This is a genomic window from Kribbella sp. NPDC056861, assembly GCF_040687575.1.
Taxonomy (GTDB): Bacteria; Actinomycetota; Actinomycetes; order Propionibacteriales; family Kribbellaceae; genus Kribbella.
This window is the reverse complement of sequence record NZ_JBFBNQ010000005.1, coordinates 467,034-491,431: the sequence shown is the minus strand read 5'-3', so window position 1 is coordinate 491,431 and position 24,398 is coordinate 467,034. Positions and strand designations below refer to the sequence as shown.

At 68.9% G+C, this 24,398-nt stretch carries 21 protein-coding genes; 10 read left to right on the top strand and 11 right to left on the bottom strand.

The features are described 5' to 3' along the window. Positions 1-3 precede the first annotated feature (3 nt). The 4 genes from AB0P21_RS26540 to AB0P21_RS26525 are packed head-to-tail and all read left to right on the top strand — an operon-like array spanning position 4 to position 4,131. Entirely contained in the window at positions 4-828 is an 825-nt protein-coding gene (locus AB0P21_RS26540; RefSeq protein ID WP_363699893.1) for a shikimate dehydrogenase, read from the top strand. Beyond that, the gene (locus AB0P21_RS26535; protein ID WP_363699892.1) at positions 815-2,284 is read left to right on the top strand and encodes an FAD-binding oxidoreductase; all 1,470 of its coding nucleotides are present in this window, start codon (positions 815-817) and stop codon (positions 2,282-2,284) included. The genes AB0P21_RS26540 and AB0P21_RS26535 overlap by 14 nt, the downstream gene beginning before the upstream one ends. Before the next feature lie 26 nt (positions 2,285-2,310). Then, positions 2,311-3,351 carry a DUF2330 domain-containing protein gene (locus AB0P21_RS26530; RefSeq protein ID WP_363699891.1) on the top strand — a complete coding sequence of 347 codons (1,041 nt, stop codon included), beginning with the start codon at positions 2,311-2,313 and terminating at the stop codon, positions 3,349-3,351. A gap of 60 nt (positions 3,352-3,411) precedes the next feature. After that, the gene (locus tag AB0P21_RS26525) at positions 3,412-4,131 is read left to right on the top strand and encodes an A24 family peptidase (RefSeq protein WP_363699890.1); all 720 of its coding nucleotides are present in this window, start codon (positions 3,412-3,414) and stop codon (positions 4,129-4,131) included. Positions 4,132-4,194: 63 nt separating this feature from the next. Here AB0P21_RS26525 and AB0P21_RS26520 read toward each other — a convergent pair whose 3' ends face one another. The 4 genes from AB0P21_RS26520 to AB0P21_RS26505 form a co-directional block, all read right to left on the bottom strand. Next, positions 4,195-4,320 (bottom strand): hypothetical protein, encoded by a 126-nt coding sequence (locus AB0P21_RS26520; protein WP_363699889.1) that lies wholly within the window; start codon positions 4,318-4,320, stop codon positions 4,195-4,197. A 115-nt stretch (positions 4,321-4,435) separates the two neighbouring features. Next, positions 4,436-5,428 carry a hypothetical protein gene (locus AB0P21_RS26515; RefSeq protein ID WP_363699888.1) on the bottom strand — a complete coding sequence of 331 codons (993 nt, stop codon included), beginning with the start codon at positions 5,426-5,428 and terminating at the stop codon, positions 4,436-4,438. After that, positions 5,425-6,486, bottom strand: coding sequence for a hypothetical protein (locus AB0P21_RS26510; protein WP_363699887.1), 1,062 nt, complete (start codon positions 6,484-6,486; stop codon positions 5,425-5,427). The genes AB0P21_RS26515 and AB0P21_RS26510 overlap by 4 nt, the downstream gene beginning before the upstream one ends. Further along, positions 6,483-8,735 (bottom strand): DUF4135 domain-containing protein, encoded by a 2,253-nt coding sequence (locus AB0P21_RS26505; RefSeq protein WP_363699886.1) that lies wholly within the window; start codon positions 8,733-8,735, stop codon positions 6,483-6,485. Before AB0P21_RS26505 ends, AB0P21_RS26510 begins: the two co-directional genes overlap by 4 nt. A 326-nt stretch (positions 8,736-9,061) precedes the next feature. Here AB0P21_RS26505 and AB0P21_RS26500 point away from each other — a divergent pair, with 326 nt between their 5' ends. Then, entirely contained in the window at positions 9,062-10,654 is a 1,593-nt protein-coding gene (locus tag AB0P21_RS26500; RefSeq protein ID WP_363699885.1) for an FAD-binding protein, read from the top strand. Positions 10,655-10,722: 68 nt separating this feature from the next. On the opposite strand, the gene AB0P21_RS26495 is transcribed toward AB0P21_RS26500, so the two are convergent. Next, complete coding sequence (locus tag AB0P21_RS26495) at positions 10,723-11,838, bottom strand: ADP-ribosylglycohydrolase family protein (RefSeq protein ID WP_363699884.1); 1,116 nt, start codon at positions 11,836-11,838, stop codon at positions 10,723-10,725. A 156-nt stretch (positions 11,839-11,994) separates the two neighbouring features. On the opposite strand from AB0P21_RS26495, the gene AB0P21_RS26490 reads away from it, so the two are divergent. The 4 genes from AB0P21_RS26490 to aroB are packed head-to-tail and all read left to right on the top strand — an operon-like array spanning position 11,995 to position 15,223. Next, on the top strand, positions 11,995-12,201 hold the full coding sequence (locus tag AB0P21_RS26490; protein ID WP_363699883.1) for a hypothetical protein: 207 nt from the start codon (positions 11,995-11,997) through the stop codon (positions 12,199-12,201). A 60-nt stretch (positions 12,202-12,261) separates the two neighbouring features. Beyond that, a complete protein-coding gene (aroC, locus tag AB0P21_RS26485) occupies positions 12,262-13,467 on the top strand; it encodes a chorismate synthase (protein WP_363699882.1) in 1,206 nt (401 codons plus the stop codon). Positions 13,468-13,472: 5 nt separating this feature from the next. Then, positions 13,473-14,018: a shikimate kinase gene (locus AB0P21_RS26480; RefSeq protein WP_363700228.1), complete on the top strand. Its 546-nt coding sequence runs from the start codon at positions 13,473-13,475 to the stop codon at positions 14,016-14,018. Beyond that, positions 14,015-15,223 carry a 3-dehydroquinate synthase gene (aroB, locus tag AB0P21_RS26475; RefSeq protein WP_363699881.1) on the top strand — a complete coding sequence of 403 codons (1,209 nt, stop codon included), beginning with the start codon at positions 14,015-14,017 and terminating at the stop codon, positions 15,221-15,223. The genes AB0P21_RS26480 and aroB overlap by 4 nt, the downstream gene beginning before the upstream one ends. A 670-nt stretch (positions 15,224-15,893) precedes the next feature. Here aroB and AB0P21_RS26470 read toward each other — a convergent pair. The 3 genes from AB0P21_RS26470 to AB0P21_RS26460 are packed head-to-tail and all read right to left on the bottom strand — an operon-like array spanning position 15,894 to position 19,749. Beyond that, positions 15,894-16,892, bottom strand: coding sequence for a hypothetical protein (locus AB0P21_RS26470; RefSeq protein ID WP_363699880.1), 999 nt, complete (start codon positions 16,890-16,892; stop codon positions 15,894-15,896). Continuing rightward, positions 16,889-17,500, bottom strand: coding sequence for an RNA polymerase sigma factor (locus AB0P21_RS26465; protein ID WP_363699879.1), 612 nt, complete (start codon positions 17,498-17,500; stop codon positions 16,889-16,891). The genes AB0P21_RS26470 and AB0P21_RS26465 overlap by 4 nt, the downstream gene beginning before the upstream one ends. Positions 17,501-17,556: 56 nt before the next feature. Next, complete coding sequence (locus AB0P21_RS26460; protein WP_363699878.1) at positions 17,557-19,749, bottom strand: AAA family ATPase; 2,193 nt, start codon at positions 19,747-19,749, stop codon at positions 17,557-17,559. 71 nt (positions 19,750-19,820) lie between these two features. Here AB0P21_RS26460 and AB0P21_RS26455 point away from each other — a divergent pair, with 71 nt between their 5' ends. Further along, positions 19,821-20,522, top strand: coding sequence for a helix-turn-helix domain-containing protein (locus AB0P21_RS26455; RefSeq protein WP_363699877.1), 702 nt, complete (start codon positions 19,821-19,823; stop codon positions 20,520-20,522). 5 nt (positions 20,523-20,527) lie between these two features. Here AB0P21_RS26455 and AB0P21_RS26450 read toward each other — a convergent pair whose 3' ends face one another. The 3 genes from AB0P21_RS26450 to AB0P21_RS26440 all read right to left on the bottom strand — a co-directional run bounded on the left by AB0P21_RS26450 (position 20,528) and on the right by AB0P21_RS26440 (position 24,343). Next, on the bottom strand, positions 20,528-22,597 hold the full coding sequence (locus tag AB0P21_RS26450) for an MMPL family transporter (RefSeq protein ID WP_363699876.1): 2,070 nt from the start codon (positions 22,595-22,597) through the stop codon (positions 20,528-20,530). An 88-nt stretch (positions 22,598-22,685) separates the two neighbouring features. Continuing rightward, complete coding sequence (locus tag AB0P21_RS26445; RefSeq protein WP_363699875.1) at positions 22,686-23,138, bottom strand: MarR family winged helix-turn-helix transcriptional regulator; 453 nt, start codon at positions 23,136-23,138, stop codon at positions 22,686-22,688. A gap of 17 nt (positions 23,139-23,155) precedes the next feature. After that, positions 23,156-24,343: an FAD-dependent monooxygenase gene (locus AB0P21_RS26440; RefSeq protein ID WP_363699874.1), complete on the bottom strand. Its 1,188-nt coding sequence runs from the start codon at positions 24,341-24,343 to the stop codon at positions 23,156-23,158. Positions 24,344-24,398: the final 55 nt, after the last annotated feature.

Sequence of the window (24,398 nt, the reverse complement as noted above, 5' to 3'; positions counted from 1 at the left end):
TCGATGACCCGTTGTGCCGTGCTCGGCTCGCCGATCGCGCACTCGCTCTCACCGGCCATGCACCGGGCGGCGTACGCCGAACTCGGGCTGGACTGGCGTTACGACGCGTTCGAGGTCGCCGAGGACGAGTTGCGTGCCTTCTTGAGCACGCTGGGCGACGACGTGCGCGGGTTGTCCCTGACGATGCCGCTGAAGCGGGTCGCGTTGGAACTGGTCGACACGGTCGATCCGATCGCCGAGCTGATCGGCGCCGCGAACACGATGCTGTTCGAGGCCGACGGGTCCCGCTCGGCGCACAACACCGACGTACCGGGACTGATCTCGGCCTTCGCCGAGCGGGGCATCACCGCCGCTGACACTGCCGTCGTACTGGGTGGGGGAGCGACCGCTGCCTCGACCCTGGCCGCGTTTCGGGGTCTGCGGGTCAGCGAGGTGACGCTGGTCGTTCGCGACCTGTCGAAGGCCGAGCGGTTGCGCGATCTGGCGGCCGAGCTGGGGCTGAAGGTCTCGGCGACGGACTTCAACCAGGTCGAGCAGATCGGTGGTTTCGACCTGTGCGTCTCGACGTTGCCCGGTGGCGCCGTCGACCAGTGGGCCGAGCATTTCGCGCAGGTGGCGCCGGTGGTTTTCGACGTGGCCTACCACCCTTGGCCGACCCAGCTCGCGCTCGTCGCGCACCGGATCGGTACAGAGCTGTTGAACGGTCTTGATCTGCTTGTGCATCAGGCGACCCTGCAGGTCGAGATGATGACAGGGAGGTCGCCCGCCCCTTTAGCGGCCATGAGAGCAGCCGCGCGTGAGGAGCTGAACGACCGTGAGCCCAGTTGACCGCCGTACCGTCCTGAAGGCAGGCGGTGCGCTGGCCGCGCTCGCCCTGACCGGTTCCACCGAGGTGTTGCCGGCCGGTGCCGGTGCCGCCAGGTCCACCGGAGTTGCCGCCGGGCCCGACTGGGCCGGCTTCCAGAAGAGCCTCAAGGGCACCGTGTACCTGCCGGGCAAGCCCGGCTATCCGTCCGTGCGGCAGCTGTTCAACCCGCGCTGGGACACGATCGCACCGGCCGGCGTGGTCCGCACCGCCAACGCGACCGACGTCCAGACGGCGATCAACTTCGCCCGCAAGAACAAGCTCGTCTCGGTGCCGAAGAGCGGCGGCCACTCGTACGTCGGCGCCTCGACAGTCAGCGGCGGCCTGGTGGTGGACGTCAGCGCGATGCGCTCGATGAGCTACTCGGGCAACGTGCTGACCGTCGGCGCCGGCGCCAAGCTGTACGACGTGCACGCGTTCCTCGACAAGTACGGCAAGTCCCTGCCGACCGGCACCTGCCCGACCGTCGGCATCGCCGGGCTCACCCTCGGCGGCGGGATGGGCGTGCACACCCGCGCGTTCGGCCTGACCTGTGACCGGATCCAGTCGCTCGGCGTGATCACCGCCGACGGCGTCGCCCGCAACGTCAGCGCGACCTCCGACCCGGACCTGTTCTGGGCGCTGCGCGGTGGTGGCGGCGGCAACCTGGGCATCGTCACGTCGTTCCGGCTGATCACGATCCCGGCCGCGAAGCTGGGCTTCTTCCGGTTGACCTGGCCGGAGGCGAAGGCCGCCGATGTGGTCCGGGGCTGGCAGAAGTTCGCCGTGGCGGCGCCGATCACCTCGTCGGCCACCCTGCACATCGATGCCACCAGCAACGGAACGCTGTCGGTCCACGTGCTCGGCATCTCGACCACCGGCAACGGCGCGGCCGCGGCAGCGGAGCTGGAGTCGTATGTCGGCTCGAAGGCGACCACCCGGACCTTCGCGGTACGGACCCACATGGAGGCGGTGAAGTACCTCGGCGGTGGCACCACCAGCGCACGTCAGGGCTTCCTGGCCGGCTCCGACGTGCTCAAGCCGATGACCGCGCCGACCATCACCGCCCTGCTGGGCGCGGTGAAGGCGGCAGCGCGGGCGAAGCTCCCCGCCGCGGCGATCCTCGACCCGCTGGGCGGTCAGTCGGCGAAGATCCCGTCGGGTGGATCCTCGTGGGGTCACCGCAGCGCGGTTGGCATCGTCCAGTGGTACTCCGGACTGGCCGCGCACCCGACGTCGGCGCAGCTGAAGGCCGCACAGACCTTCATCAGCAACGGTCACAAGGCGGTCCGCCCGTCGACGGCCGGCGGCTACGTGAACTACGTCGAGACCGGCCGTTCGGTCAGCACGTACTACGGCGCCAACTACCCGCGGCTGCAGGCGGTGAAGAAGAAGTACGACCCGACCGGCTTCTTCCACAACGCGTACACCATCGCCTGACACCGGTTGGGCACTAGCCTTCGGCCATGAAGTTGTGGCGGCTGGTCTGCGGTGTGCTGGTGTTCGCGTTCCTGGGAGCGGGGATCTCGCCGGCCTGGGCGTGTGCGTGCGGCGGCTACCTGCCGGACGCGGAGTCGCGCGCCCGGGTGTTCGGGGAGAACGCGCTGGTCCGCTACGACGGCGCCCAGGAGGAGATCGTGCTGTCGATGTCCGTCCAGGGTCAGTCGAAGAAGGCCGCCTGGATCATGCCGGTCCCGGCGGCCGCGAAGGTGGAGCTCGGCGACGAGAACCTCTTCTCCCGGTTGCAGTCGCTGACCCGGCCGAAAGTGGTCACCCGCAAGACGTACTGGCCGTTCCGCGACCTGGGCATCATGGGCAGCGGCCGCGACACCGCCGGAGCGCCGATGGCTCCGGGGGCCGGAGTGAACGTTCGCGAGCAGATGCGGATCGGACCCTTCGAGGTGGCTCGCCTGGACGGTTCCAGCGGCACCGCCGTGACCGACTGGCTGACCACCAACGGGTACGCCGCACCCGCCAGCCTGGCCGGCAACCTGACGCCGTACCTGACGGAGAAGTGGGAGATCGTCGCGATCAAACTCGCTCCCAAGGTCGACGGCACCCCGATGTCCGGCTCGACGCCGCCGCTGCGCCTGACCTTCGCCTCACCGCGGATCGTCTACCCGATGCGGTTGAGCAAAGGCGCGACGACGGACCAGTCGGTCACCGTCTACGTCGCGGCGCCGTACCGGGTGGACGCCACCAAGCTGCCCGACCCGGACGTCAAGCCGGAGCTCCTGTACGCCGGTCGCCTCGAAGGCGAATCCACGCCCGAGTTGGCGACGCCGGATCGCTTTCTGACGGCGTACTCGGTGACGTACCGCGATCCGAGCCGGATCACGGACGACTTCACCTTCACCCAGGCGGCCGGCAACGACGAGTTCCAGCGGGTCCGCTATGTCACCGAGAACGACGGCCTGCTGAGCACGATCGGGGTGCTCTTCGGTGGCGTGTTGCTGATCGGCATCGGGGCGGCGCTGGTCGGCCGTCGGCTGGTGAAGCGCCGGTGATCCACAGGCCGGTTCGGCGGGTCAGCGCGGAAGGGTCCGGATCGTCTAGGCTCCTGGATCGTGTCGGCTGACAACGCGTTGCTCGCCGCAGGGGCCGGGGTGGTGCTCTGCGGAGCGGCCGCGTTCGTGCTCGGGCCGTTGCTGATGCGGCGGATTCCCGAGCCGGTGCTGGAAGACGGCGACACCAAGACGCCGTACGCCGTACTGGCTGGGCACGGCGTGGCCACCAAGGCGGCGTACTGGTGTGGGGCGACGGCGGCGGTCGCCGGTGGGCTGCTCGGCTGGGTGCTCGGGACCTCCCCAGGGCTGCCTGCGTGGTGGGTGCTGGCCGTTGCGGGGGCTGTGCTCGGTTACATCGATGCGCGGACGCGCTACCTGCCGTCGGCGATCATCTGGCCGACGTACCTGCTGGTCGGGTTGGCGCTGGTTGCTGCCACCTTGTGGACGGGGGAGTTGGGGCCACTGCGGCGGGCTGCGATGGCCGGGGTGATCGGATTCGGGGTGTTCTATCTGCTCTGGTCCGTGTTCAAACGCGGTGTCGGCTTCGGCGACGTGCGGCTGTCCGGCCTGCTGAGCATGGCCTTGGGGTGGCTGGGCTGGGGCGAGTTCGTGCTCGGCCTGTACGGCGGCTTCTTCCTCGGCGCGGTGATCGGCATCGTGCTGACCGCGGCGAAGGTGTTCCAACGCAAGCAGATGTTCCCGTTCGGGCCGTTCATGCTGGTCGGCGCGCTGGCCGGAGTACTGGCTGGTCCTTGGCTGGAGAGCGTCTACCTAGGCTGATCGGGCAGAAACCCGGCCCCACGCCAGTTTCCGGGCGTGGAGCCGAGCTGTGTCGGCGCTGAGTCAGGCAGACGGAGGAATGCAGTAGAAGTACTGGTTGCAGGTCTCGTTGGCGGCGTCCGGGTTCGCTTCGGGCAGGTCCAGTTCCAGTTCGCCGATGGCCAGGTCCAGCTCGCGGGCAATTTCCATGAGCAACTCCTTGCGTTCCGGTGCGGTCCGGGAATGTCCCGGTCGTCACAGCAGTCTCCCGGATCAATTGTGAAGTTCAAAGGTGCGGGACGGGTGATCAATGAATCAGCGGAATTCATTCACCGGTTTGTTTCGGCGAGGGTGCCGGCCAGAATCCACCGGTCGTCCAGCGATGACCTGACACGACCCCCACCCGTTGGTCGAGAGACAGTTCCCGGCAGTTCCGCAGGGCCTGCTCGAACGCGCCGGGCAACCGGCCGGTCAGTTGCCCGTCCGCGGGGATCTCGACCGTCGCGGGTGCCTCGATGCCCTCGGCCAGCACGTTCAGACGTCCACCCGCGAGCATCAACAGACGAGGATCCAGATCGGCCAGCAGGTCTTCGAGTTCGTACTCCACCTTGTGCTCGTCGCGGGGTACGCCGATGTTCACGCTGGTGGCCGGCGTCGGCCCGCAGTTCTCGCCGACGTGGTAGTAGGTCGACGGCCAGTAGAGCAGGTCGCCGGGCTCGACCTCGACCGCGAACGACGAGGGCAGGAACTGCTCGTAGTCCACCACCGTGCTGACCGGATCGGTCCACGGCCGCTCCGCCCAGAATCGCATTCGTTTGCGTTCGCGCAGCCCGAACATGAAAGTCGCGAACCGGTCCTTGTGGACACCCACCGGACTGTTGTCGTAATTCCCGTGGAACATTGTCGTGATCGCGCCGGTGAGCGGAAGTCCGACCTGCTCCCACAGCCCGGCGAAGAAATCCCGCTCCCGCTGCCACATTTCCTGGTCGAACGCGTGCAGGACGCTGACGATCAGCGCGTAGCCGCGATCACCCAGCACCGGCTTCAGCCGGGCCTCGTACTGATCGAAGGTCCGGTCGGCCGCGGCCGGCAGCAAGAGGTCGCTGCCGCCGTGGATCGTGCGCTCGATCGTGAACTGCGCCGTTGGCGCCCGCTGGCCGCCGTGCTCGGCTTCCCGCGCGCCGACCGCGGCCGCGAACACCTCGTCGGCCACGAAGGGCGGCGGCTGCACGCCACGGATCAGGACCGGACGCCGATCCCAGTACAGCTGGACGAACTCGGCCCAGTCGAGCTTGTCCGTGATGGCCGGCTCGGTCATGGCATCACCACCTCCACTGCCCGCAAAGCATGCAGTCTCCGCACCAGGGGCAGGTACGCGTCGTCGCGAACGGCGAGCTCACCGGCTTGCACCTCCGTCAGCAGTTCGTCGCCACCGCTGACGGTGAAGGCGTGTCCGTTCACGGCCCACAGGGTCTGGCCGTCGTCAGGTTGCCGGTACACCGGAGCGATCGAGCGGACCCGCTGCCCAGGGACCAGGTCCGACTGCCGAGGCGCCGGTACCGGCTCCAGGGCTCCTGCGCTGACGCGCTTGGCCCACTGGACCCGCAGGCTCCGCTCGATCGCCGGATTGTGACTCAGCTCGGCCAGTCCACCCGCTGTCTGCTGGTACGGCCACATCACCTGGCCCGCCTCGGACAGGGGCAGATAGGGCACGGCGCTCGATCCACGCCTGCGCTCGAGGTTCGTGATCAGCAATCGGGCGACTTGCTCGGCTGCCAGCTTGCCGTCGGCCGGCACCAGCAGGCGCAGCCACAGGCAGCCCGAACCGGTGATCTCGGCAGTGCCCGGCGGCCACGACAGGAGGTCGCCGGCCTCACCGGTCAGAGCCTCGCCGTCCACCTGCACGGTCAACTGGCCGTCCAGAGTCCAGACGAGGCTGTGATAGCCCGGCGTGCTCTGCAGCCAGGGCAGCCTGTCGGACACCACGAGATCGCAGGACACCGGCACCACCGGTACGCCGATCAGTCGCCAGAGCGGTTCGATCAACGCGCGAACCTGCGACCACAGGGGATAGCCGAGCATCAACGGTTCCCGCACGGCCAGCAGGAAAGGCTCGGTGCCGACTCGGCCCAGATACTCCCGCAGGGACACGTCCGCAACTCCAGGAAGTAGCTCGCCCGGTAGGCCGACTCGCCCCGGCGTGTGCAGGAACCGGACGTCAGGGAGGGCCCGGAATCTCGACCCGTGCCGGAACGGCTCGGCCGCCGTGACCACGGCGTCGTACGCCGCCTGCCCGCTGATCGGAGGGCTGTCGCCCGGCAGCCGCACGGCCTTGGACTGCCAGGGCTGCGCGGCGAAGGTCGTCCAGTCGGTCATGCATCCTCCGTCGTCGCGTGCGGAAACCGCTGCCGGAGCCGGGCAGCGTAGGTGGCCAGTGGCTCGAGACCGACGGCCGAGCGACGGAGGTCGACGGAGTCGGGATCCTCCAGGGCGCACGGCTCCAGCCGGCCGTCCACGGTCCGGAACTTGGTGCCGTAGACCTGCGGCCGGTCTTCGGCCAGCCGGAGGGTGTCGGTGAGGTACGCGACCTGCTGGCGCGGTACGTCGGCCGTGGTGGTCAGCAACTCCAGGCAACTGCGCTGGAAGTCGGCCTGATCGTCGAGATGCTGAACGAGTCGACAGGCCGCATCAGCTGCTTCGTCGCCGACGAGCAGCGGCCCTGGCCAGCCGTGCTCCTCGATCACCTGTCGCAGCCAGGTCGAAGCGACTGCGGTCAGTTTGGTCAACCGTCCGGCGATGGCCTCGTCCTGGAACGCGCCATCGGCCCATGGACCCCGCCAGCCGGCATCTACCGCGTCCAGCTTCAGCAGCCGCTCGCGGATCGCGGTGAGCTGATCGAGTGCCGACAAGCGGAGTTTGAGCTTCTGCCCTTGCCATCGATAAGTGAATCGCCGGTTCGCTTCCGGCCAGTCGAAACTGACCGCGCCGTGCTCGCGATCGCGGACGGCCAGTCGGGTGTCCTGGTCGCTGAGCTGGATCTGATGGTCAGCGAGTGGCGTGACGGCATCGCGAAGAGCGACCCCCAACCGGGCGAGGGTGAGACCGCCGGCCCAGTCGAGTGGTGGCGGGACGTTGTGCTCGGTGTCGACGGAGGTGCCGGTGGCCGGATCCCAATGCTGCAGCGGACCGTCCAGGGTGGAGCGGTAGAAGTACGGGACGTCGTACCGGAGGAACTGCTCGCGCTCGGCGGGGATGAAGTCGCTGGGCGGTGCGATGCCGGACAGCAGGAACTCGACCAGCGGCTCGGTGTAGCCGGAGGTGGAACGGAGCAGCACGCGGGTGGTGGCCGGCTGCTCGAGGAGGTCCCTCAGCTTCGGCACGTTGCCGACCAGCAGGGTCCAGGCGTCGAACATGCCGCGGAGGAACCGGGTCGGATAAGCGCCGTACCCGATCCGGCCGTCTCGATCGGCAACCACCGTCCGGGACTCCTGCCGTGCACAGGGCGCGGACCGTGGCCGAACAGCGAACTCAGCCGCTTGCCCGGTCGAGCTGGACCCGGTCTCGACCAGGCAAACGCTCGGACCGTCCAGAGCGCAGAAGCGAGCCTCGGTCTCCAATCCGGGATGGTGATGCACAGCATCCGGTGCGCCGACCAGCCCGGTCTCGGGCAGCCTGCGCACCTCCACCAGGGCGAGCTCCAAGTCGATCGGGTACATCAGAGGCTGGGGCTGATCCGTTCGAATGCCGACGACCACGTTGCCTTCGATGAGGTCGGTGATGCCGAACGCGAAACAGGCCGCGGTGAGGGAGCCGGCCCGATGCCAGAAGGCCCCGGCTTCGTCCAGCCGGGCGCCGGACAGGGAGTGGCCCGCTTCTTGCCGGAGTACTCCCCACTGTCTGGGTGGCTCGATCCACTCCTGCCAGGAGTAGGTGCCATCGCCCGGCAGGTGCTCCATCAAAGGCAGCTGCACCGGTCCGGAAGCCGGTGATAGCCCGTTCAGCAAGGCGAAGACCGACGCTTGCCGTGCCAGGAAGAGCCGGTCCACGTCGGCAGGCCGCGGCTTGTAGGCGACGCTGCGGCCGCCGGGGAAGTCCACCCGGAGTACGCGTTGCCGGCCGTTGTGCGTCTCGCCGTCGTGCGCGGTCAGTCCGGTCACCGGGAGCCGTGCGTCGAACCAGAGCTGCTCCGCGTCGGCCGACAGGCGCTCGAGAAATCGTCGTAGGAAGGCGAGGAACCGAACGCCCTCGGTGCGCGGCTCGTACCGGGACGCGCTGTCCGCGCCGCCCAGACAGGCCAGGAAGCCCGCTCCGGTCAGTGGCCCGAACAGCGCGCCGTTCAACGGTTGGAGAATGCCCTCCGCCAAGACACCAGGAAACGCGGACCGCAACTCGGCGCAGCCGGTGGCCAGGGTGGCCAGCAGGTCGAGCAGACCCGAGAAGTGCGAGCGGGTGAGGAGTTCGGCGACCAGGTCGGCGTCGGCCGGACCGCTCAGGTGTCGATCGACCCTGATCAGCCCGTCGGCGTCGACGGTGACGACCGGTGGCAGAACCCCGTCCGCGAGCCCGGCCCGGATCGCCGAGACCAGTGCGGCACCGACCTCCGGAGTCGTGGCGAAGGTGTTCACCTCTAGTCGATGATGCAGTAGGTTCCGTGACAGGTGAGCGGGTCGGCGACCGCGCCGGTTGCCGGTAGGTCGGACTCCAGCTCGCCGATGGTCAGATCGAGTTCGCGGACGTTCTCCACGTTGCCTCCTTGAGATGGCTTCGCCGGAACTTCTGGTCCCGGCGCCTTACTGCTACCGACGACCCACTGTTCGGGAAAGTTGCCGATTGGCAGGAACAGGCCACGATGAGTGACTGGACCAGACCGGAGTCGACGATGAACGGTTGATCTTCGAGGTCCGTCTGCCGACGGATGCCGTGGGCCCGTGCGCCTCCCTAGGGTCGAGGCATGCCACCAGTCAGCCGTAGGGGCCTGTTGTCCGGAGGTATCGCCGCCGGCGCCGCCCTCAGCATCCCGACCACCGCTGCCGCCACCGTTGTGGGTGGAAAGAGCAGCGGCAAGATCCGCCCGACCGATGCCCGCTACCAGGATCTGGTGCAGCGGGGCACGAACCGCCGCTTCGTCGCCCGGCCCGAGTACGCGCGGGTGATCCGGTCCGGCGACGACGCCGTCCAGGCTGTGCAGGAAGCGGTCCGGGCGAACAAGCGGATCGCGGTCCGCGGTGGCGGGCACTGTTTCGAGGACTTCGTCGACAACAGCGAGGTCGAGGTGCTGCTCGACATGTCGCAGTACGACGAGGTCACCTTCGACGAGCGCTACAACGCCTTCTCGATCGGGGCCGGCGCGACGCTCGAGACCGTCTACAAGGCACTCTTCTACGGCTGGGGCGTCACCGTTCCTGGCGGCGGCTGCCTCGGGGTCGGAGTCGGCGGCCACTTCAGTGGCGGCGGATACGGCCCGCTGTCGCGCAAGCACGGCTCCGTCGTCGATCACCTGTACGGCGTGGAGGTGGTGGTCGTGGACGCGCGCGGCCGGGCTCGCGCGGTGGTCGCGACCAGGGACAACCAGTACAAGGATCTCTGGTGGGCCCACACCGGCGGCGGTGGTGGCAACTTCGGGGTGGTGATCCGCTATCTGATGCGCAGCGTCGGCGCCCGCGGCACGGACCCCTCGCGTTTGTTGCCCAAGGCACCTGCTGCGCTGCTGTCCAGCATCCTGGTCTACGACTGGAAGACGGTCACCCAGGCCGGCTTCGTGCGGACGCTGCGGAACTGGTTCGACTTCTTCGAGGCCAACAACACCGCGGACTCGCCGTACGCGACGCTCTACAGTCCCTTCATCCTGACGCCGATCGCGGCGGGGAACTTCCTGCTCTCCACCCAGCTCGACGCGTCGGTGCCGAACGCCGCCGGGCTGCTGAAGGCGTTCAACGCGGCGATGGTCGCGGGGGTGAGCGACCCGGCGCCGCAGGGGATCGACGTCCCCGAAGGACCGTTCCTGCACCTGACGATGCAGCGCTCGATCGCCGAGGACGTCGCGCCGACCCGGGGCAAGTTCAAGGCGGGCTACCTACGCAAGGGGTACTCCGACGCGCAACTGAAGCTGCTGCACGGCAACCTCAGCGATCCCGGGTCGCCGGTCACGCCGGGGTCGTCGGTGCTGCTGATCCCGTACGGCGGCAAGGTCAACACCGTGCCGGCGAACGCGACCGCGACCGTGCAGCGCGACGTGGTGGCCAAGATGGTGCTGACCGCGAGCTGGGAGGACCCGGCGCAGGACGACGCGCAGATCGGCTGGGCGCGCAAGCTGTACTCCGAGCTGTACGCCGAGACTGGCGGCGTACCGGTGCCGAACGCGACCAATGCCGGGTCGTACATCAACTACCCGGACGTGGATCTCGCTGATCCGCAGTACAACAAGTCCGGGGTGCCGTGGAGCGCCCTGTACTACCAGGGCAACTACGCGGGGCTGCAACAGGTCAAGACGACCTGGGATCCGCGTAATGTGTTCCGGCACAAGCTTTCGATCGAACCGGCCTGACGGCCGACCACGAACCGGCCGGGACGCCGGGCCTGATCCTCGGGGACGGGCCGGACGTCCCGGCCTATTCACCAGCCTGGGTAGCGCTCGGTCCAGCCGGTCTGCGGGCCGTAGTCGCCGTGCAGCTGGTTGTTCTGGGTGAACTCGAGGACGAAGTCGTCGGCCAGTTGCAGGATGGCTCCCCGGCCTTCGACGCCGAACACGAGCGCCGCGGGGAGAGCGGTCTCGCCGTGCAGCGCGCCGAGGAGGTTGCCGCAGATCGCCCCGGTGGAGTCGCTGTCGCCGGAGTGCGTGACGGCGAGGGCCAGTGCGTCGAGGAACTCGTCGGGCTCGGGATAGGCCAGGGCGCAGTACACGCCGATGGCGAGCGCCTCCTCGGCGATCCAGCCGCCGCCGAGCAGCTCGACCGTGACCGGTCCGCGGCCGAGGTCGCCGGCTGCGAGTTCGCGCGCTTTGGCGAGCGCAGTACTGGTTTCTTCGTGGCCTCGTTGGGTGGCGAGGAGGGCTTGGGTCTTGTCGAGGGCCGTAGTGAGGTCGGCGCCTTGGTTGAGCTCGTTGATGATCGCGGCCAGTGCGCCGGAGGCGAGCTTGCCGGTGACGTGGCCGTGCGTGTAGCCGGCTGCTTCGGCGGCGGACTGGAACGCCCACTCGGTGCTCATCTTGGGGAGCAGGCCGAAGGGCGCGACTCGCATCACGCCGCCGCATCCCTTGGAGTCGTTGTCGGCTTGCGCGCCGAACTGCGAGATCTTGTCGCCGCCACTGCGGGCGGTGGTCAGGGCCGACAGGCAGGTGTTGCCGGGCGCACGCCGTACGTACAGCCATTGCTCGCCCTGCAGCCAGCCGTCGCGCTGGCCGCTCGGCCCGGGTAGCAACTGGGTGTCCAGCCAGCGGTCGTAGGCATGGTGGACGACTGCGACGGTGAACCCGATGCCTCGGTCGGTCCGGACGCCGGCCCGGATCAGCCCTTCGACGGTGAACAGGGTCATCTGGGTGTCGTCGGTGATCGTGCCGGCCGGCCAGCCGGGGCCGCCGGCAACGAACGTCCGGACCCGATCGGGGTGCGCGGCAACGATCGCCTGACCGTCGGTGAATTCGACGGGACCACCCAGCGCATCGCCGATCGCGCCACCCAGCAGACACCCGCGGACCCGTGCCCGGTAGGCCTCGTGCTCGGCTCGTGTCATCGGTGTCTCCCTGGTGTCGTGTAGTCCCGTGGTAGCAGTTGCCTAGTCCTGGGGTAGCGCTAGCACTACCTGAAGACGGGACCCAGGGCCAGTTCGTTCCCCTCCGCCGGCACATAGCTTCGTACTTAACGAGATCCGGACCATGGGGAGGACCCAATGACCACCAAGCTGCGCCGCAACGTCGCCCGGGCGGCAGCCGCCGGCCTGGCCACCCTCGTCCTGGGTGGCGCCGCGGCTGCGGGTGCCGCTGCCGCCGTACCACAGGACGACAGCACCTGCCACGAGAACCCGGTGGCCCGCGCCCTCGACGTGGCGCTGTCGGTCCGCAGCGCGCTGGACCCGGACCGCGCCACCACCTGCTGACCGTCGACGGATGGCGAGACTGCCTCCGGCCCGGCCGCGGCGGCATGGGAGGATTGCGGCATGCTGCGCTGGCTCACCGCCGGCGAGTCGCACGGACAAGCGCTCGTCGCCGTACTCGAAGGTCTCCCCGCAGGCGTCCAGGTCACCACGGATGATGTGGCCGACGCCTTGGCTCGTCGTCGTCTCGGCTACGGCCGTGGCGCCCGGATGAAGTTCGAGCGGGACGAGGTGACCTTCCTGGGCGGATTCCGGCACGGGCTGTCACTCGGCAGCCCCGCCGCCATCCAGGTCGGCAACACCGAGTGGCCGAAGTGGGAGCAGGTGATGTCCGCCGACCCCGTCGACCCCGAGGTGCTGGCCGACCTCGCCCGGAACGCGCCCCTGACTCGCCCGCGGCCCGGCCATGCCGATCTCGCGGGGATGCAGAAGTACGGCTTCGACGAGGCCCGTCCGGTGCTCGAGCGGGCGAGTGCGCGCGAGACCGCGGCCCGGGTCGCCCTCGGTGAGGTCGCGGCCAGGTTCCTGCAGCAGGCGTACGGCGTGACGATCGTCAGCCATGTCGTCGAGCTCGGCACCGTCAAGGCGCCGTACGGCGTGATCCCGTCGATCGAGGACGTCGCCCGGTTGGACGAGGACCCGGTCCGCTGCCTGGACGCCGACGCGAGCAAGCTGATGGTCGCCGAGATCGACCAGGCGCAGAAGGCCGGTGACACCCTCGGCGGCGTCGTCGAGGTGATCGTCGACGGCCTGCCGCCGGGCCTCGGCAGCTACGTGCACTGGGACCGCCGGCTGGACTCCAAGCTGGCCGGCGCGCTGATGGGCATCCAGGCGATCAAGGGCGTCGAGCTGGGTGACGGCTTCGAGCTGGCCCGGACGCCGGGATCGAAGGCACACGACGAGATCGTCGCTGAGAACGGTGAAGTACGCCGTACCAGCGGTCGCTCGGGTGGCACCGAAGGCGGCATGAGCACCGGCGAGACGCTGCGCGTGCGGGCCGCGATGAAGCCGATCGCGACCGTGCCGCGGGCGCTGCGCACGATCGACACGGTGACCGGCGAAGCCGCCGCGGCGCACCACCAGCGGTCGGACGTCTGTGCGGTGCCGGCCGCGGGGATCGTCGCCGAGGCGATGGTCGCGCTGGTGCTGGCCGACGTGTCGATCGAGAAGTTCGGCGGCGACTCGGTGGCCGAGACGTCGCGCAACCACAAGAGCTACCTGGCGAACCTGCCGAGCACGATCACCCCGCGCGAGTGGAGCGGCGAGTGAGCGACATGCAGGCGGACGCTCGGCCTGATGGTGCTGCGGCCGCTGGCTCGGTCGGACCGGTTGTTGTTCTGGTCGGCCCGCCCGGCTCGGGCAAGTCGACGATCGCCAAGCTGCTCGCCGCCAAGCTCGGCAAGCAACACCGCGACACCGACACCGACGTCGAGAACACCGCAGGCAAGCCGATCTCCGACATCTTCGTCGACGCTGGCGAGCCCGCCTTCCGCGCCCTGGAGCGAGCCGCGATCGTGGCAGCACTGGCCACCAACGACGTCGTACTCTCCCTCGGCGGCGGCGCAATCATGGACCCAGACACCCGGGCGGACCTGGCCGGCCACAACGTCGTCTACCTAGACGTCTCGGTCGGCGAGGCCTCCAAACGAGTCGGCCTGGGAGTAGCCCGACCGCTGCTGCTCGGCAACGTGCGCACCCAACTGAAGAACCTGATGGACGCCCGCCGCCCGCTGTACACCGAGGTCGCCAAACACACGGTGATCACCGACGGCCGGACCCCCCAGGAGATCGCAGCCGAGATCGTGGAGCACCTCGGATGACGAACCAGCCTCCCTGCGCGCCGTCCACCGGCGCGTCGACTCCCGGCGCGCCAGCGCTGGGCGTGCCGTCTACCGCCGATCGGTCGGCCGAGCCGGCCGGCGCGGCGCTCGACGGCGCCCGCCGCATCCGCGTTGCCGCGGCCGCGCCGTACGACGTTGTCATCGGCAACAATCTCCTCGGCGAACTGCCCGCCCTGCTGAGCGACGACGTCCGCCGGGTCGCCGTCATCCATCCGCGAGCCCTGCGGACCAGCGGCGACGCGATCCGCGACGACCTGGTCGCCGGCGGGTACACCGCGCACGCGATCGAGATCCCGGACGCCGAAGAAGCCAAGTCCGCCGAAGTACTGGCGTACTGCTGGTCGGTCCTCGGGCAGGCGGGATTCACCCGATCCGACGCGATCGTGTCGATCGGCGGCGGGACGACGACCGACCTGGCCGGCTTCGTCGCCGCGACCTGGCTGCGCGGCGTCAAGGTCGTCCACATCCCGACAACGCTGCTCGGCATGGTCGACGCGGCCGTCGGCGGCAAGACCGGGATCAACACCGCCGAAGGCAAGAACCTGGTCGGCGCGTTCTGGGAGCCGGCCGGCGTGCTGTGCGACCTGGCAGCCCTGGACTCGCTGCCCCGCAACGACTACGTCAGCGGTCTCGCCGAGGTGGTGAAGTGCGGCTTCATCGCCGACCCGGCGATCCTCGAACTGGTCGAAGCCGACCCAGAGGGCGCGTCGTCACCGGCGTACAAGCACACCGAGGAACTGATCGCCCGCTCGATCCAGGTCAAGGCAGACAGCGTCGGCGCCGACCTGCGCGAGAAGACCACCACCGCAGGCGGCCAGATCGGGCGCGAGGCACTGAACTACGGCCACACCCTCGGCCACGCGATCGAGCGAGTCGAACGCTACAAGTGGCGCCACGGCGCCGCGATCAGCATCGGCATGGTCTTCGTCGCCGAACTCGCCCGCGCCGCCGGCAAACTCGACGACGCGACCGCCGACCGGCACCGCGCAGTACTGGAGTCGCTGGGCCTGCCGGTGCAGTACCGCGCCGACGCCTGGCCGCACCTGCAGGACGCGATGAAGCTCGACAAGAAAACCAGAGCCGACCGCCTCCGCTTCGTCATCCTGGACGCCCTCGCCAAACCCACGATCCTCGAAGCCCCCGACCCCAGCCTCCTGATCGCCGCCTACGCAGAAATCAGCTGACCCCGCTCCCGAGTCCAGCTGACTCAGGTACTTTCGCCGCCTGCCGCCTGCCGCCTGCCGCCTGCCGCCTGCCGCCTGCCGCCTGCCGCCTGCCGCCTGCCGCCTACACGGAGTGGGCCGCGGACCGGCGCCGAGGCTGCTCTGGGGCTCGCGGCCGGACCAGACGACTCGGCGGCGTCTCGACGCCCTTGTCATCAGCGCGCACGGCCGCGCGCGCCCGCGCACTCTGCGTGGCTCCCAGCTCCGGGTGCTCCCACCCGCGCGTGGCCGCGCGCTTTGCGTGGCTCCCAGCTCCGGGCGCTCCCACCCGCGCGTGGCCGCGCACGCTGTGACGCTCCCAGCTCCGGGTGCTCCCGCCCGCGCGCCCGCGCACTCTGCGTCGCTCCCAGCTCCGGGTGCTCCCGCTCGCGCGCCCGGCGCGCCCGGCGCGCCCGCGCACTCTGCGTGGCTCCCAGGTCCGGGCGCTCCCACCCGCGCGTGGCCGCTTCTTCGTTCGCGGTGGGCGCCGAGCTGCGGCAAGCCTTCTACCGTCCGGGTATTCCTGACTGGACACCGGCAGCTCAGCCGCCACCTCGGTCGCGCTGAGACACGATCTGCTGCGCGCCTGCATCTCATCTGATCGCGAGGTGACGCGCAGCGTCACGAGCCCGTGGGCCGGGTGCGGTGTGTCTCAGCGGTTGGGGAAGACGAGGCCGAACGGCAGCCTCGGGTCCTCGCGGCCGACCACCGTGCCGATGTCGACCCGGGTGGTGCCAGGGCTAGGAGTCAACCCGCCACCGCCCTTCTGGTTGGCCGGCGCGTCCAGCAGTTTGCCGTCGTGGTCGAGGACCTGGGTCTCCAGCCGGACCTTCTCGTCGTGACGGAGCGCCGTCGACTCGTCCCAGGACCGCAGGAACACAGCGCCGTCGACAGCGTCACCGACGTACCACGGTCCGACCTTCCCCCGGATCACCCAGCGTTGACGCATGCTGCCGACCCGCTCGTCCACCCGGTACCAGGCCTCGGTCGCCAGCTTGTCCGGCAGTTTGTCGAAGTCGACGAAGTAGTAGCCGCCTCCGGAGTCTGTGGGCACGGCCGGGTGCGTCGCATCGGTCGGGTTGATCACCGACTTCCGCTTGCGCGCCTCGACCGCGTCACCGCCGACCAGGCCGGCAGTGACGCCGCTCGTCACGTCACCGGCGGCAGTCTTGGTGGTCGGGAGTCCGACACACCCAAGAAGCAGGCCCGAGGACTTGTCCAGTGCGAGCACGGTGTTCTCGGTCTGCCCCGGGCGACCCCAGCCCCGCACCTTGAACGCGTGGCTGATCTGACCCACCTCCCCAGGATCGGCCGGATCCTGATTGACGCAGGCCTCTGCCAGCGCCTTTGCCTCTTTGGCGCTGAGCGGACCCACGTTGATCCGGATGTCAGCGGGACCCGCGGCCGGCTTGGGCTTCGGAGTACCGGATTTCGTCTGGACCGGTCCGGACGCCGGACCCGGTGCGGGCTCGCGGTCCCCGCCCGAGGTGGCGAAGACGAGACCGCCCGCGATCACCGCGATCGACGCGGCCGCGGCAGCCGGTACCAGCCAGGGCCTGCGGTGAGTCGGTCGGACCTCGTCGGCGAGGATCCGCTCGAGGATCTCCTGCTTGTGGGGGAGCGGTCGCTCCGCCGGAAGCTGCTTGGTCATGCGAGTCCCTCCGTGTCACCTAGATCAATGAGGCCGACCAGCGTGGTCCGCGCCCGGGCCAGCCGGGATTTGACTGTGCCTTCGGGGATGCCGAGCGCCCGCGCGGCATCGGCCATCGAGCACTCGGACCAGACCACCAGCTCGACCACCTCGCGCTGCTTGGCCGGGATCCGCTCGAGGATCCGGCGGAGGTCGCTCATCGCCCGCTCGTCGTCGACCCGGGCGGCGGCACCGGCCGAGTGGTCGGGGACGTGCCCGGTCTGGTCGATCAGCTCGATCCGGTCCCGCAACGCGGTCTGCCGCCGGAAGGCCCGCAGTACGTTGCCGCACTCGTGCCCGGCCATCACCAGCAGCAGCGGGCGCGCCGACTCCAGCGTCAGTGCGTCGATCCGGCGGTCCCGGGCTCGCCGCCACAGGGCCAGGAAGGTCGCTTGCACGACGTCCTCGGCGGCCGACCAGGACGAGGTACGGCGGAAGGCGAAGTTGTAGACGGCGTCGCTGTGGCGATGGAACAGCTCGGTCAGCGCCGACTCGTCACCGGTACCGAGCCGATCCCAGACCTCGCGATCACTGCCGGCCAGTTGCGCCTGTCTGACTTCCGTTCCCACCTGCGGCACCCCCAGCGTTGCTGTTCGTGTGCTCATACCCGGGAAGAGTCCGGACGTCAGCTGCCGGTTCCGTTCAGCTCCGGCGGCAGAGCGCGGCGGTGAATCACGTCCAGCCGAGAGACCGCTCTCGTCAGCACAACATAGAGCCGGTTCAGTCCACGCTCCTCGGCTTCGACAATCGCAGCAGGCTCAACCACGATCACATGGTCATACTCCAGCCCCTTGGCCAGCGAAGCCGGTACGACGACAACCCGGCCACCGCCCCCGCCCCCGCCACGGCCCCCGCCTCCGTCGCCGTCTTCGCCGTGCATGCCATCGCCGCTGCCGCCGCCGTGCTCGCCCCCGTCGTCGCTGCTGCTGCCTCTGCCTTCACTGCCGCCGTTGACCTCGGTCGTCTCGATGCCGTCCAGCCACAGCGCGCTGCGCAGTTCGTCGATCGCCTCGTCGGCTGCGATCACGCCGATCGATCCTTCTTCCTTCAACGCGGCCCGGACCGCGTCGCTGCAGGCGGTACCAAGGTTGTCGCTCTGCCGAATGGTGAGCCGCCCGTCCGACCGAAACGATCTCGTCGGAGGAACCTCGACACCGAGTCGAGCAAGCAGCCGATTCGCCAACTCGACCACGACGGCAGGAACTCGATAGCCAGTGGTCAGAGCGATCACCGGACTGTCCGGCTTGCCGAGATGCCCCAACTGCTCCGGCCAATCCCGCGCCGCCCACGGAGCCGTGCCCTGCGCGAGGTCGCCGAGCACGGTGATCGAGCCGTGCTCGCTGCGTCGGGCGATAGCGCGGCACTGCATGGGGGAGAGATCCTGCGCTTCGTCGATGATCACGTGCCCGAACGCCTGGCCGCGTTCCAGGAGAGCGCTCGCTTCGTCCAGCAGTACTGCGTCCGCCGCGGTCCAGAGAGCGCTCTTCGCTCGCCACCCGCGACTCGCGAGCGACGAAGCGCGGCCGGCCGGCTGGTGGGATGAGCGGTCGTTCCTCGAGCGCTGCCAACTGATCGCCTCCTGCTCCTCGTCGTCGAGAAGGCCGTCGGCCGCCGCGGCCAGACTCGCGCGATCGCCGAGCAGCCCCGCCACCAACTCATCGGCCTTCACCGTCGGCCAAACCACGTCGACAGCCGGCGTCACCGCACGCCCCATCTTGCGCAGCCAGTTGCCGTTGCAGTTCTGCCCACGAGCCTCGGCCTGCCGCTGCAGCGCGGCAACCAGCCGCGAGATCACCCGCTCCCGCCCCAGGTTGTACGCCGTCACCTCCCGCCGCGCCTCGTCGACCATCTGCTCGAACTCGTACTGGTTCACCCGCCACCGATACGATCCGTCCGGCACGACAACCGCTTCGGCCGGCGGCCGGATCCGCTCATAGAGCGCTCTCCGAAGCACCTCGGCCATCCGCGGGTCGTGCTTCACCCGCGCCGCCGCCGGCTCGTCCGTACTGCGGATCGGATACCGCTCGCCGGCCAGCAACTCCTCGATCGTCGTCTGCTCGACATCCACCTCACCAAGCGTCGGCAGCACCGCCGAGATGTACTGCAGGAACGCCCGATTGGGCCCGAGCACCAGTACGCCGTTGCGCTGCAGACGAGCGCGGTGCACATACAACAAGTAGGCCGCCCGATGCAGCCCGACCGCCGTCTTCCCGGTCCCCGGAGCCCCTTGCACACAAAGCGATTCATCCAGCTCGGCCCGAACCAGCTCATCCTGATCCGGCTGAATGGTCGCCACAATGTCCCGCATCGGCCCCACCCGAGGCCGCTCGATCTCTGCCCGCAGGATCCCGCCGAGAGCGGTCTCCACACCATCTATCTGGTTCAGGTGTTCGTCTTCGTAGGCGGTCAGTGTTTCTGCGGACCAGCCGAAGCGGCGGCGGGTTTCGATGCCGCGGGGGTCAGTGGGGCTGGCTCGGTAGAAGGAGGTCGAGACCGGTGCTCGCCAGTCGATCACCAGTGGCGGTCGCCCGATGGCATCGGAGATGTGTCGCCGGCCCAGGTAGTAGGTCTGCCCACGATGCTCCCCGGCGCTCTCGTCGGTGCCGTAGCCGATCAGGCCGAAGAATGGCGGTCCTGTGCCCTCGTCGCCGAGTTCCTGCGCGAGACTCCGGAGGTAGTACCCGAGGCGCTCGGCGGTGTACCGGTCTCCCCAGGTCACCTCGCCGACGACCACGTTCTCCCGTGCTCCGGCGATCATCGCCTGCAGCGCGACGCGGCAGCGCTCGGCGTACTCGCGTTCCTGGTCTAGTCCCCGCATCGCCCACCCAGCCTCAAAAAGTTAACTCGGTTAAATCTTTGTCCAGGTTAACAGTTTGCTATCGTGGTCGGATGACCGGACTGCGGGACCGCAAGAAGCAGCAGACGCACGATGCGCTCTCGCAGGCGGCGATCGAGCTGTTCCTGAAGCGCGGCTTCGACGAGGTGTCGGTGGCGGACATCGCGGCTGCTGCGGAGGTCTCCAAGCCCACGCTTTTCAAGTACTTCGCCACCAAACAGGACCTCGCCCTGCACCGGATCGCCGACCATGCAGGCGAAGCGGCCCGGGTGGTCACCGCAGCCCAGGTCGGCACCCAAGCTTCGACCGGCTCAGCCGGCTCAACCGGCTCGACCGGCTCGACCGGCTCGACCGGCTCGGACGGATCGACCGGCTCGGACGGATCGTCGGAGGGCCCGGTTACTGCGCTGCGCGATCACTTTGTGGATGGGCTGAAGCGGCGGGATCCGGTGACCGGTCTCAATGATGATCCGACCGTGCTGGCCTTTCATCGGTTGATCTTCGAGACCCCGGCGCTTGCCATGCGGCGGCAGCAGTTTGTTGCAGCTGATCAGGCGGCGCTTGCGCTGGTGCTGACCGAGGTGCTGGGTGGCAAGCTCGCGGCCGAACTCTTGGCGGCTGATCTGATCTCCACCCAGCACGTGCTGGCTCGTCGCAACTGGAGAGTTGTCAGCGCTGGGATCAGCGCTGATACGCAGTACCGGACGGCTCGCGCCGAAGCGATCCAGGCCTACGCTCGCCTGCTCGGCCGTTGAGACGCCTATTTAGAAGCTGAGCGCCGGAAAGGCCACCACCAGTTGAAGTCGCCGAACCACGCGACCAAAGCTGGCGTGAGAACGCTCCGGACGATGGTCGCGTCGAGGACGATGCCCAGGGCAAGCGTGGTGGCGAAGATCTTCACGTCGATCACCGGCACGGTCGACAACGCGACGAAGGCCAGGAAGAGGATCAGTGCGGCCGAGCTAACCAGCCGCCCGGTGTAGCTGAGCCCGGCCACTGTCGCGTCCGCGGTCGAGAGGCCGGCGTCGTGTTCCTCCTTGATCCTGGACAGGATGAACAACTCATAGTCCATCGACAGGCCGAACAGGAAGGAGAAGGCGGCGAGGGGCACCCAGAAGGTGATCGTTCCACTCGCCTCGGCGCCGAACAGTGCTTGAGCGCCGTACCCGTGTTGCCAGATCAGCACCGTCAGCCCGTACGCCGCTCCGATCGACACGACGTTCTGGACCAGCGCCTTGATCGGCAGCCAGATCGATCTCAAAGCCCTGGCCAGCAAGAGAATCGTGACCACGACCACCAGCAGCAGGATCCAGCCGACGTCGCCGTAGATCGCAGTGACCGAGTCCGCGTCCTCCGCGGCGCTACCTCCCACGGTGTTCTCGGGCACGGCCTCACGGATCTTCTCGACCGTGTCGCGCCCGGTCGAGGTGGAGGCATCGTCGGTGAGCAGTACCGCCGCGAGTCGCTGCTCACCTTGCGTCCAGCCGGTGCCAGCCGGGGTGACCACAGCAGCGACGCCATCGATACCCGCGACGGCAGCCAGGGCAGCGGGGTCGCTGGTGAGAAGCTCGACCGGCCGGAACACTCCGGCGCTGATACCGGCATCGGTCGCCGTGCGGTAGGCCTTGGCCGCCGGGTCATTGCCTGCCGAGATCGCAGCCAGCTCCGGCGAGCCGAGCCGCAATCCCAGCGCAGGTGCGAACATCGCCGCGAGTACGGCCGTGGCCAGCAAAGCCGCAACGACGCGGTGCCGGACGACCACGCTGCCGATGCGCCTCCACAGCCGGCTGTCGGCCTGGTGCTGTTTGCGGTGCGGCCACTCCAGTCGCGGCCCGACGGTTGCAAGGATGACCGGCAGCAGAGTCAATGCGACAGCAATGCTGACCAGGGGGATCAGCAGCCCACCGAACCCGACGCTGCGCAGGAACGGCACCGGCACCACCACCAAAGCCAGCAGCGAGATGGCCACCGTCACGCCGCTGAACAGCACCGCGCGACCGGCCGTGGTCATCGCCGTGATGACTGCCTCGGTGTTGCCGGTGCCCGCCGCGCGTTCCTCGCGCCAGCGCATCACGATCAGCAGGGCGTAGTCGATCGCGATGCCGAGTCCGATCAGCCCGACCAGGTACTGGACGATGAAGGAGACATCCGTGGCCGTGGACAGGCCGAGGATCAGCAAGAACGTCGTACTGATCGCCGTCGCGGCCATCAGCAGCGGCAAGATCGCCAGCAGCGAACCGAAGACCAGCGCCAGCACGATGATCGCGCCGCCGGCGCCGAAGGCGATCTCGACGATGATCGGCCGATCCGACCCGCCGCCACCTTCGCGCAGCGCCTCCACGCCGGTCACCTGCAACGGCTGACCGGCAACCTTCGCGTCGGCCATCGTCGAGGTCAGCTGGGGAAGCGCAGCCTCGTACGCCGCAGGCCCGGGTAACACCGGCGGATACACCAACGCCACCGTCGTACGCCGATCCGCGCTGGTCAGCGCCCGGTCGTCCTCGGAGTCGAGCAGCGAGACCACCCGCCACCCCTTCTCCGGCAGGCGTTTCAACGCCGCGCCGAACTGCTCCTTGACCTGCGGGTCGTCAACAGTCGCCGGCGCAGGCACCGACAGCACCACCGCCAGCGGATCGATCACGCCGCCGTTGCCGAACTCGGCCAGGATCCGCTCGTTCGTTTCGTACGCCGGCTGGCCGGGCAACCCGAAGTCGTAACTCAGCCGGTCGATCGTCGTCGGCGCCAGCACGCCCCCGGTCACCGCGACCGCCACCCAGCCCACCACCACGAGCCACCGCAGCCGCAGTACCCAGCTCGTCCACCGTCGCATGACCATCACTCCAAGAATCAGGAACCTGATTCTTGCAAGGTACCCCGGTTGTGAGTCGACCAAGGCAGAACTTATGCACGCCCAAGGATCAGACGGGCCGGCTCCTGGACCGGATCAGCTGGTGCAGCAACTCGTTGAACTGCCCAGCCTCGGCTTCCGTCATCCCCAACGCAGCAGGATCGTTGAACGCCCGAACCGCCTCGCCCGCCCGGTTCAGCGCAGCGAGCCCATCATCGGTCAGTGACACCGGCACCGGTCGACCTTTACCGCCAGGGCCCTCTCGAACCAGCAGCCCTCGGTCGACCAGCGAGGTGATCAGCTCGTTCATGCTCTGCGGGCGGATCAGCACCCGCCGGGCCAGCTCGGCCTGGGTCAGACCAGGTGTCGCCGCGAGCTGAGCCAGTACCCCGAACTGGATCGGGGTCATCTGGTGTTCGCTGAACAAGGCGTGAAATCCCTGCGCGACAGCGTGGTACGCCTGCACAAGAGTCCAGGCCGGCAACTTGGCCAGCTCGTCCTCGGTCCACGCGGAGTCCACCACCGGCCCAACGTACCCGGTCACCCGGCGATCGGCGCGGAGACCAGCGTGGGGTAGTCGCGCAGGTCGATGTCATTGGTTGCCTTGTCCCCGTACTTCGTCATCAGCCGGAAGGCCCGCGACTCCAGGAACCAGTTGCGCAGCTTGATGCCGCGCGCGGTCCTCGGGGCCATGAAGCGGCCCGCGTTGCTGTTGCCCGCCTTCTTGGTATAGCGCTTCATGATCTCCTCGTACCGCGCGAAGGCCACCACGTGGTCGCCGTCGGCAAGAGCCAGCTCGCCGGCCAGGACGTAGGCGCCGACCACAGCCAGCCCGGTCCCGAACCCACCCAAGGTGTTCCCGTACGCCGAATCGCCGACCAGCGCCACGCGGCCTCGGGTGTACTCGCTCAGCTCCACCTTGCTGAGCGAGTCGAGGTAGAAGTCCTCGAACTCGGCCAGCTCGCCGAGCATCCGGGGCAACTCCCATTTCACCCCGGCGTACGCCTCCTGGACGATGCGCCGTTGAGCCGCCGTGTCGTCTCGGGGGTAGTCGAGCTCGGGGGAGGCGAAGACGTAGAACTGCTGCGCCTTCGCGCCACCGCTGACCGCGAAGCGGCCCGGAGCGTTGTGGCCGTGCGCGGTGATGCGCTCCTTGGTCGCGTTCTCGCTCCACGGGCTGGCGCCGGCGACGCAGTAGTAGTGGCCCAGGAACTTCACGAACTCCCGCTCCGGGCCGAAGACGAGTCCGCGGACCCGGGAATGGATGCCGTCGGCGCCGAACACGAGATCGAAGGTGCGTGCCTCGCCGTGCTCGAACTCGACCTGGATCCCGTCGGCGGTCTCGGTCAGCGCGCTGATCGAGTCGCCGAACAGGTATTCGCAGCGTCCGGCGGTGCGCCGGTACATGATCTCGGCCAGATCGCCGCGCAGGATCTCCACGTCGCCGCCGGTGAACTCGCCGGACATGACGGCCAGGCGCCGGCCGTCCTCGTCGACGAGCACCGCGTCGGTGGTCCCGGTCCGCCGTTGCTTGATCTCGTCGAGGATGCCCATCCGGTCCAGCACAGTGAAGTGGGTCAGGCCCTTGAAGTCGACGGCCTGACCGCCGGCGCGGAGTACCGGGGCGCGCTCGACCACGGTGACGTCGAAGCCGTACCGGTCCAGCCAGTAGGCGAGGGCGGGACCGGCGATGCTCGCGCCGGAGATGAGAACGGAGGTGGTGCGCATGAGGTCTCCTCAGGAATTGCGTCTAACGGAAGCTGTGTCTACCGGACACAAATTA

What these genes read in the sequence shown, in the direction of transcription:
- AB0P21_RS26455 (WP_363699877.1), top strand. Translation starts at nt 19,821, where the DNA reads ATGACCGGACTGCGGGACCGCAAGAAGCAGCAGACGCACGATGCGCTC.
- aroB (WP_363699881.1), top strand. Translation starts at nt 14,015, where the DNA reads ATGACGAACCAGCCTCCCTGCGCGCCGTCCACCGGCGCGTCGACTCCC.
- AB0P21_RS26495 (WP_363699884.1), bottom strand. Translation starts at nt 11,838, where the DNA reads ATGACACGAGCCGAGCACGAGGCCTACCGGGCACGGGTCCGCGGGTGT.
- AB0P21_RS26500 (WP_363699885.1), top strand. Translation starts at nt 9,062, where the DNA reads ATGCCACCAGTCAGCCGTAGGGGCCTGTTGTCCGGAGGTATCGCCGCC.
- AB0P21_RS26515 (WP_363699888.1), bottom strand. Translation starts at nt 5,428, where the DNA reads ATGACCGAGCCGGCCATCACGGACAAGCTCGACTGGGCCGAGTTCGTC.
- AB0P21_RS26480 (WP_363700228.1), top strand. Translation starts at nt 13,473, where the DNA reads ATGCAGGCGGACGCTCGGCCTGATGGTGCTGCGGCCGCTGGCTCGGTC.
- aroC (WP_363699882.1), top strand. Translation starts at nt 12,262, where the DNA reads ATGCTGCGCTGGCTCACCGCCGGCGAGTCGCACGGACAAGCGCTCGTC.
- AB0P21_RS26540 (WP_363699893.1), top strand. Translation starts at nt 4, where the DNA reads ATGACCCGTTGTGCCGTGCTCGGCTCGCCGATCGCGCACTCGCTCTCA.
- AB0P21_RS26450 (WP_363699876.1), bottom strand. Translation starts at nt 22,597, where the DNA reads ATGCGACGGTGGACGAGCTGGGTACTGCGGCTGCGGTGGCTCGTGGTG.
- AB0P21_RS26490 (WP_363699883.1), top strand. Translation starts at nt 11,995, where the DNA reads ATGACCACCAAGCTGCGCCGCAACGTCGCCCGGGCGGCAGCCGCCGGC.
- AB0P21_RS26520 (WP_363699889.1), bottom strand. Translation starts at nt 4,320, where the DNA reads ATGGAAATTGCCCGCGAGCTGGACCTGGCCATCGGCGAACTGGAACTG.
- AB0P21_RS26440 (WP_363699874.1), bottom strand. Translation starts at nt 24,343, where the DNA reads ATGCGCACCACCTCCGTTCTCATCTCCGGCGCGAGCATCGCCGGTCCC.
- AB0P21_RS26460 (WP_363699878.1), bottom strand. Translation starts at nt 19,749, where the DNA reads ATGCGGGGACTAGACCAGGAACGCGAGTACGCCGAGCGCTGCCGCGTC.
- AB0P21_RS26530 (WP_363699891.1), top strand. Translation starts at nt 2,311, where the DNA reads ATGAAGTTGTGGCGGCTGGTCTGCGGTGTGCTGGTGTTCGCGTTCCTG.
- AB0P21_RS26510 (WP_363699887.1), bottom strand. Translation starts at nt 6,486, where the DNA reads ATGACCGACTGGACGACCTTCGCCGCGCAGCCCTGGCAGTCCAAGGCC.
- AB0P21_RS26470 (WP_363699880.1), bottom strand. Translation starts at nt 16,892, where the DNA reads ATGACCAAGCAGCTTCCGGCGGAGCGACCGCTCCCCCACAAGCAGGAG.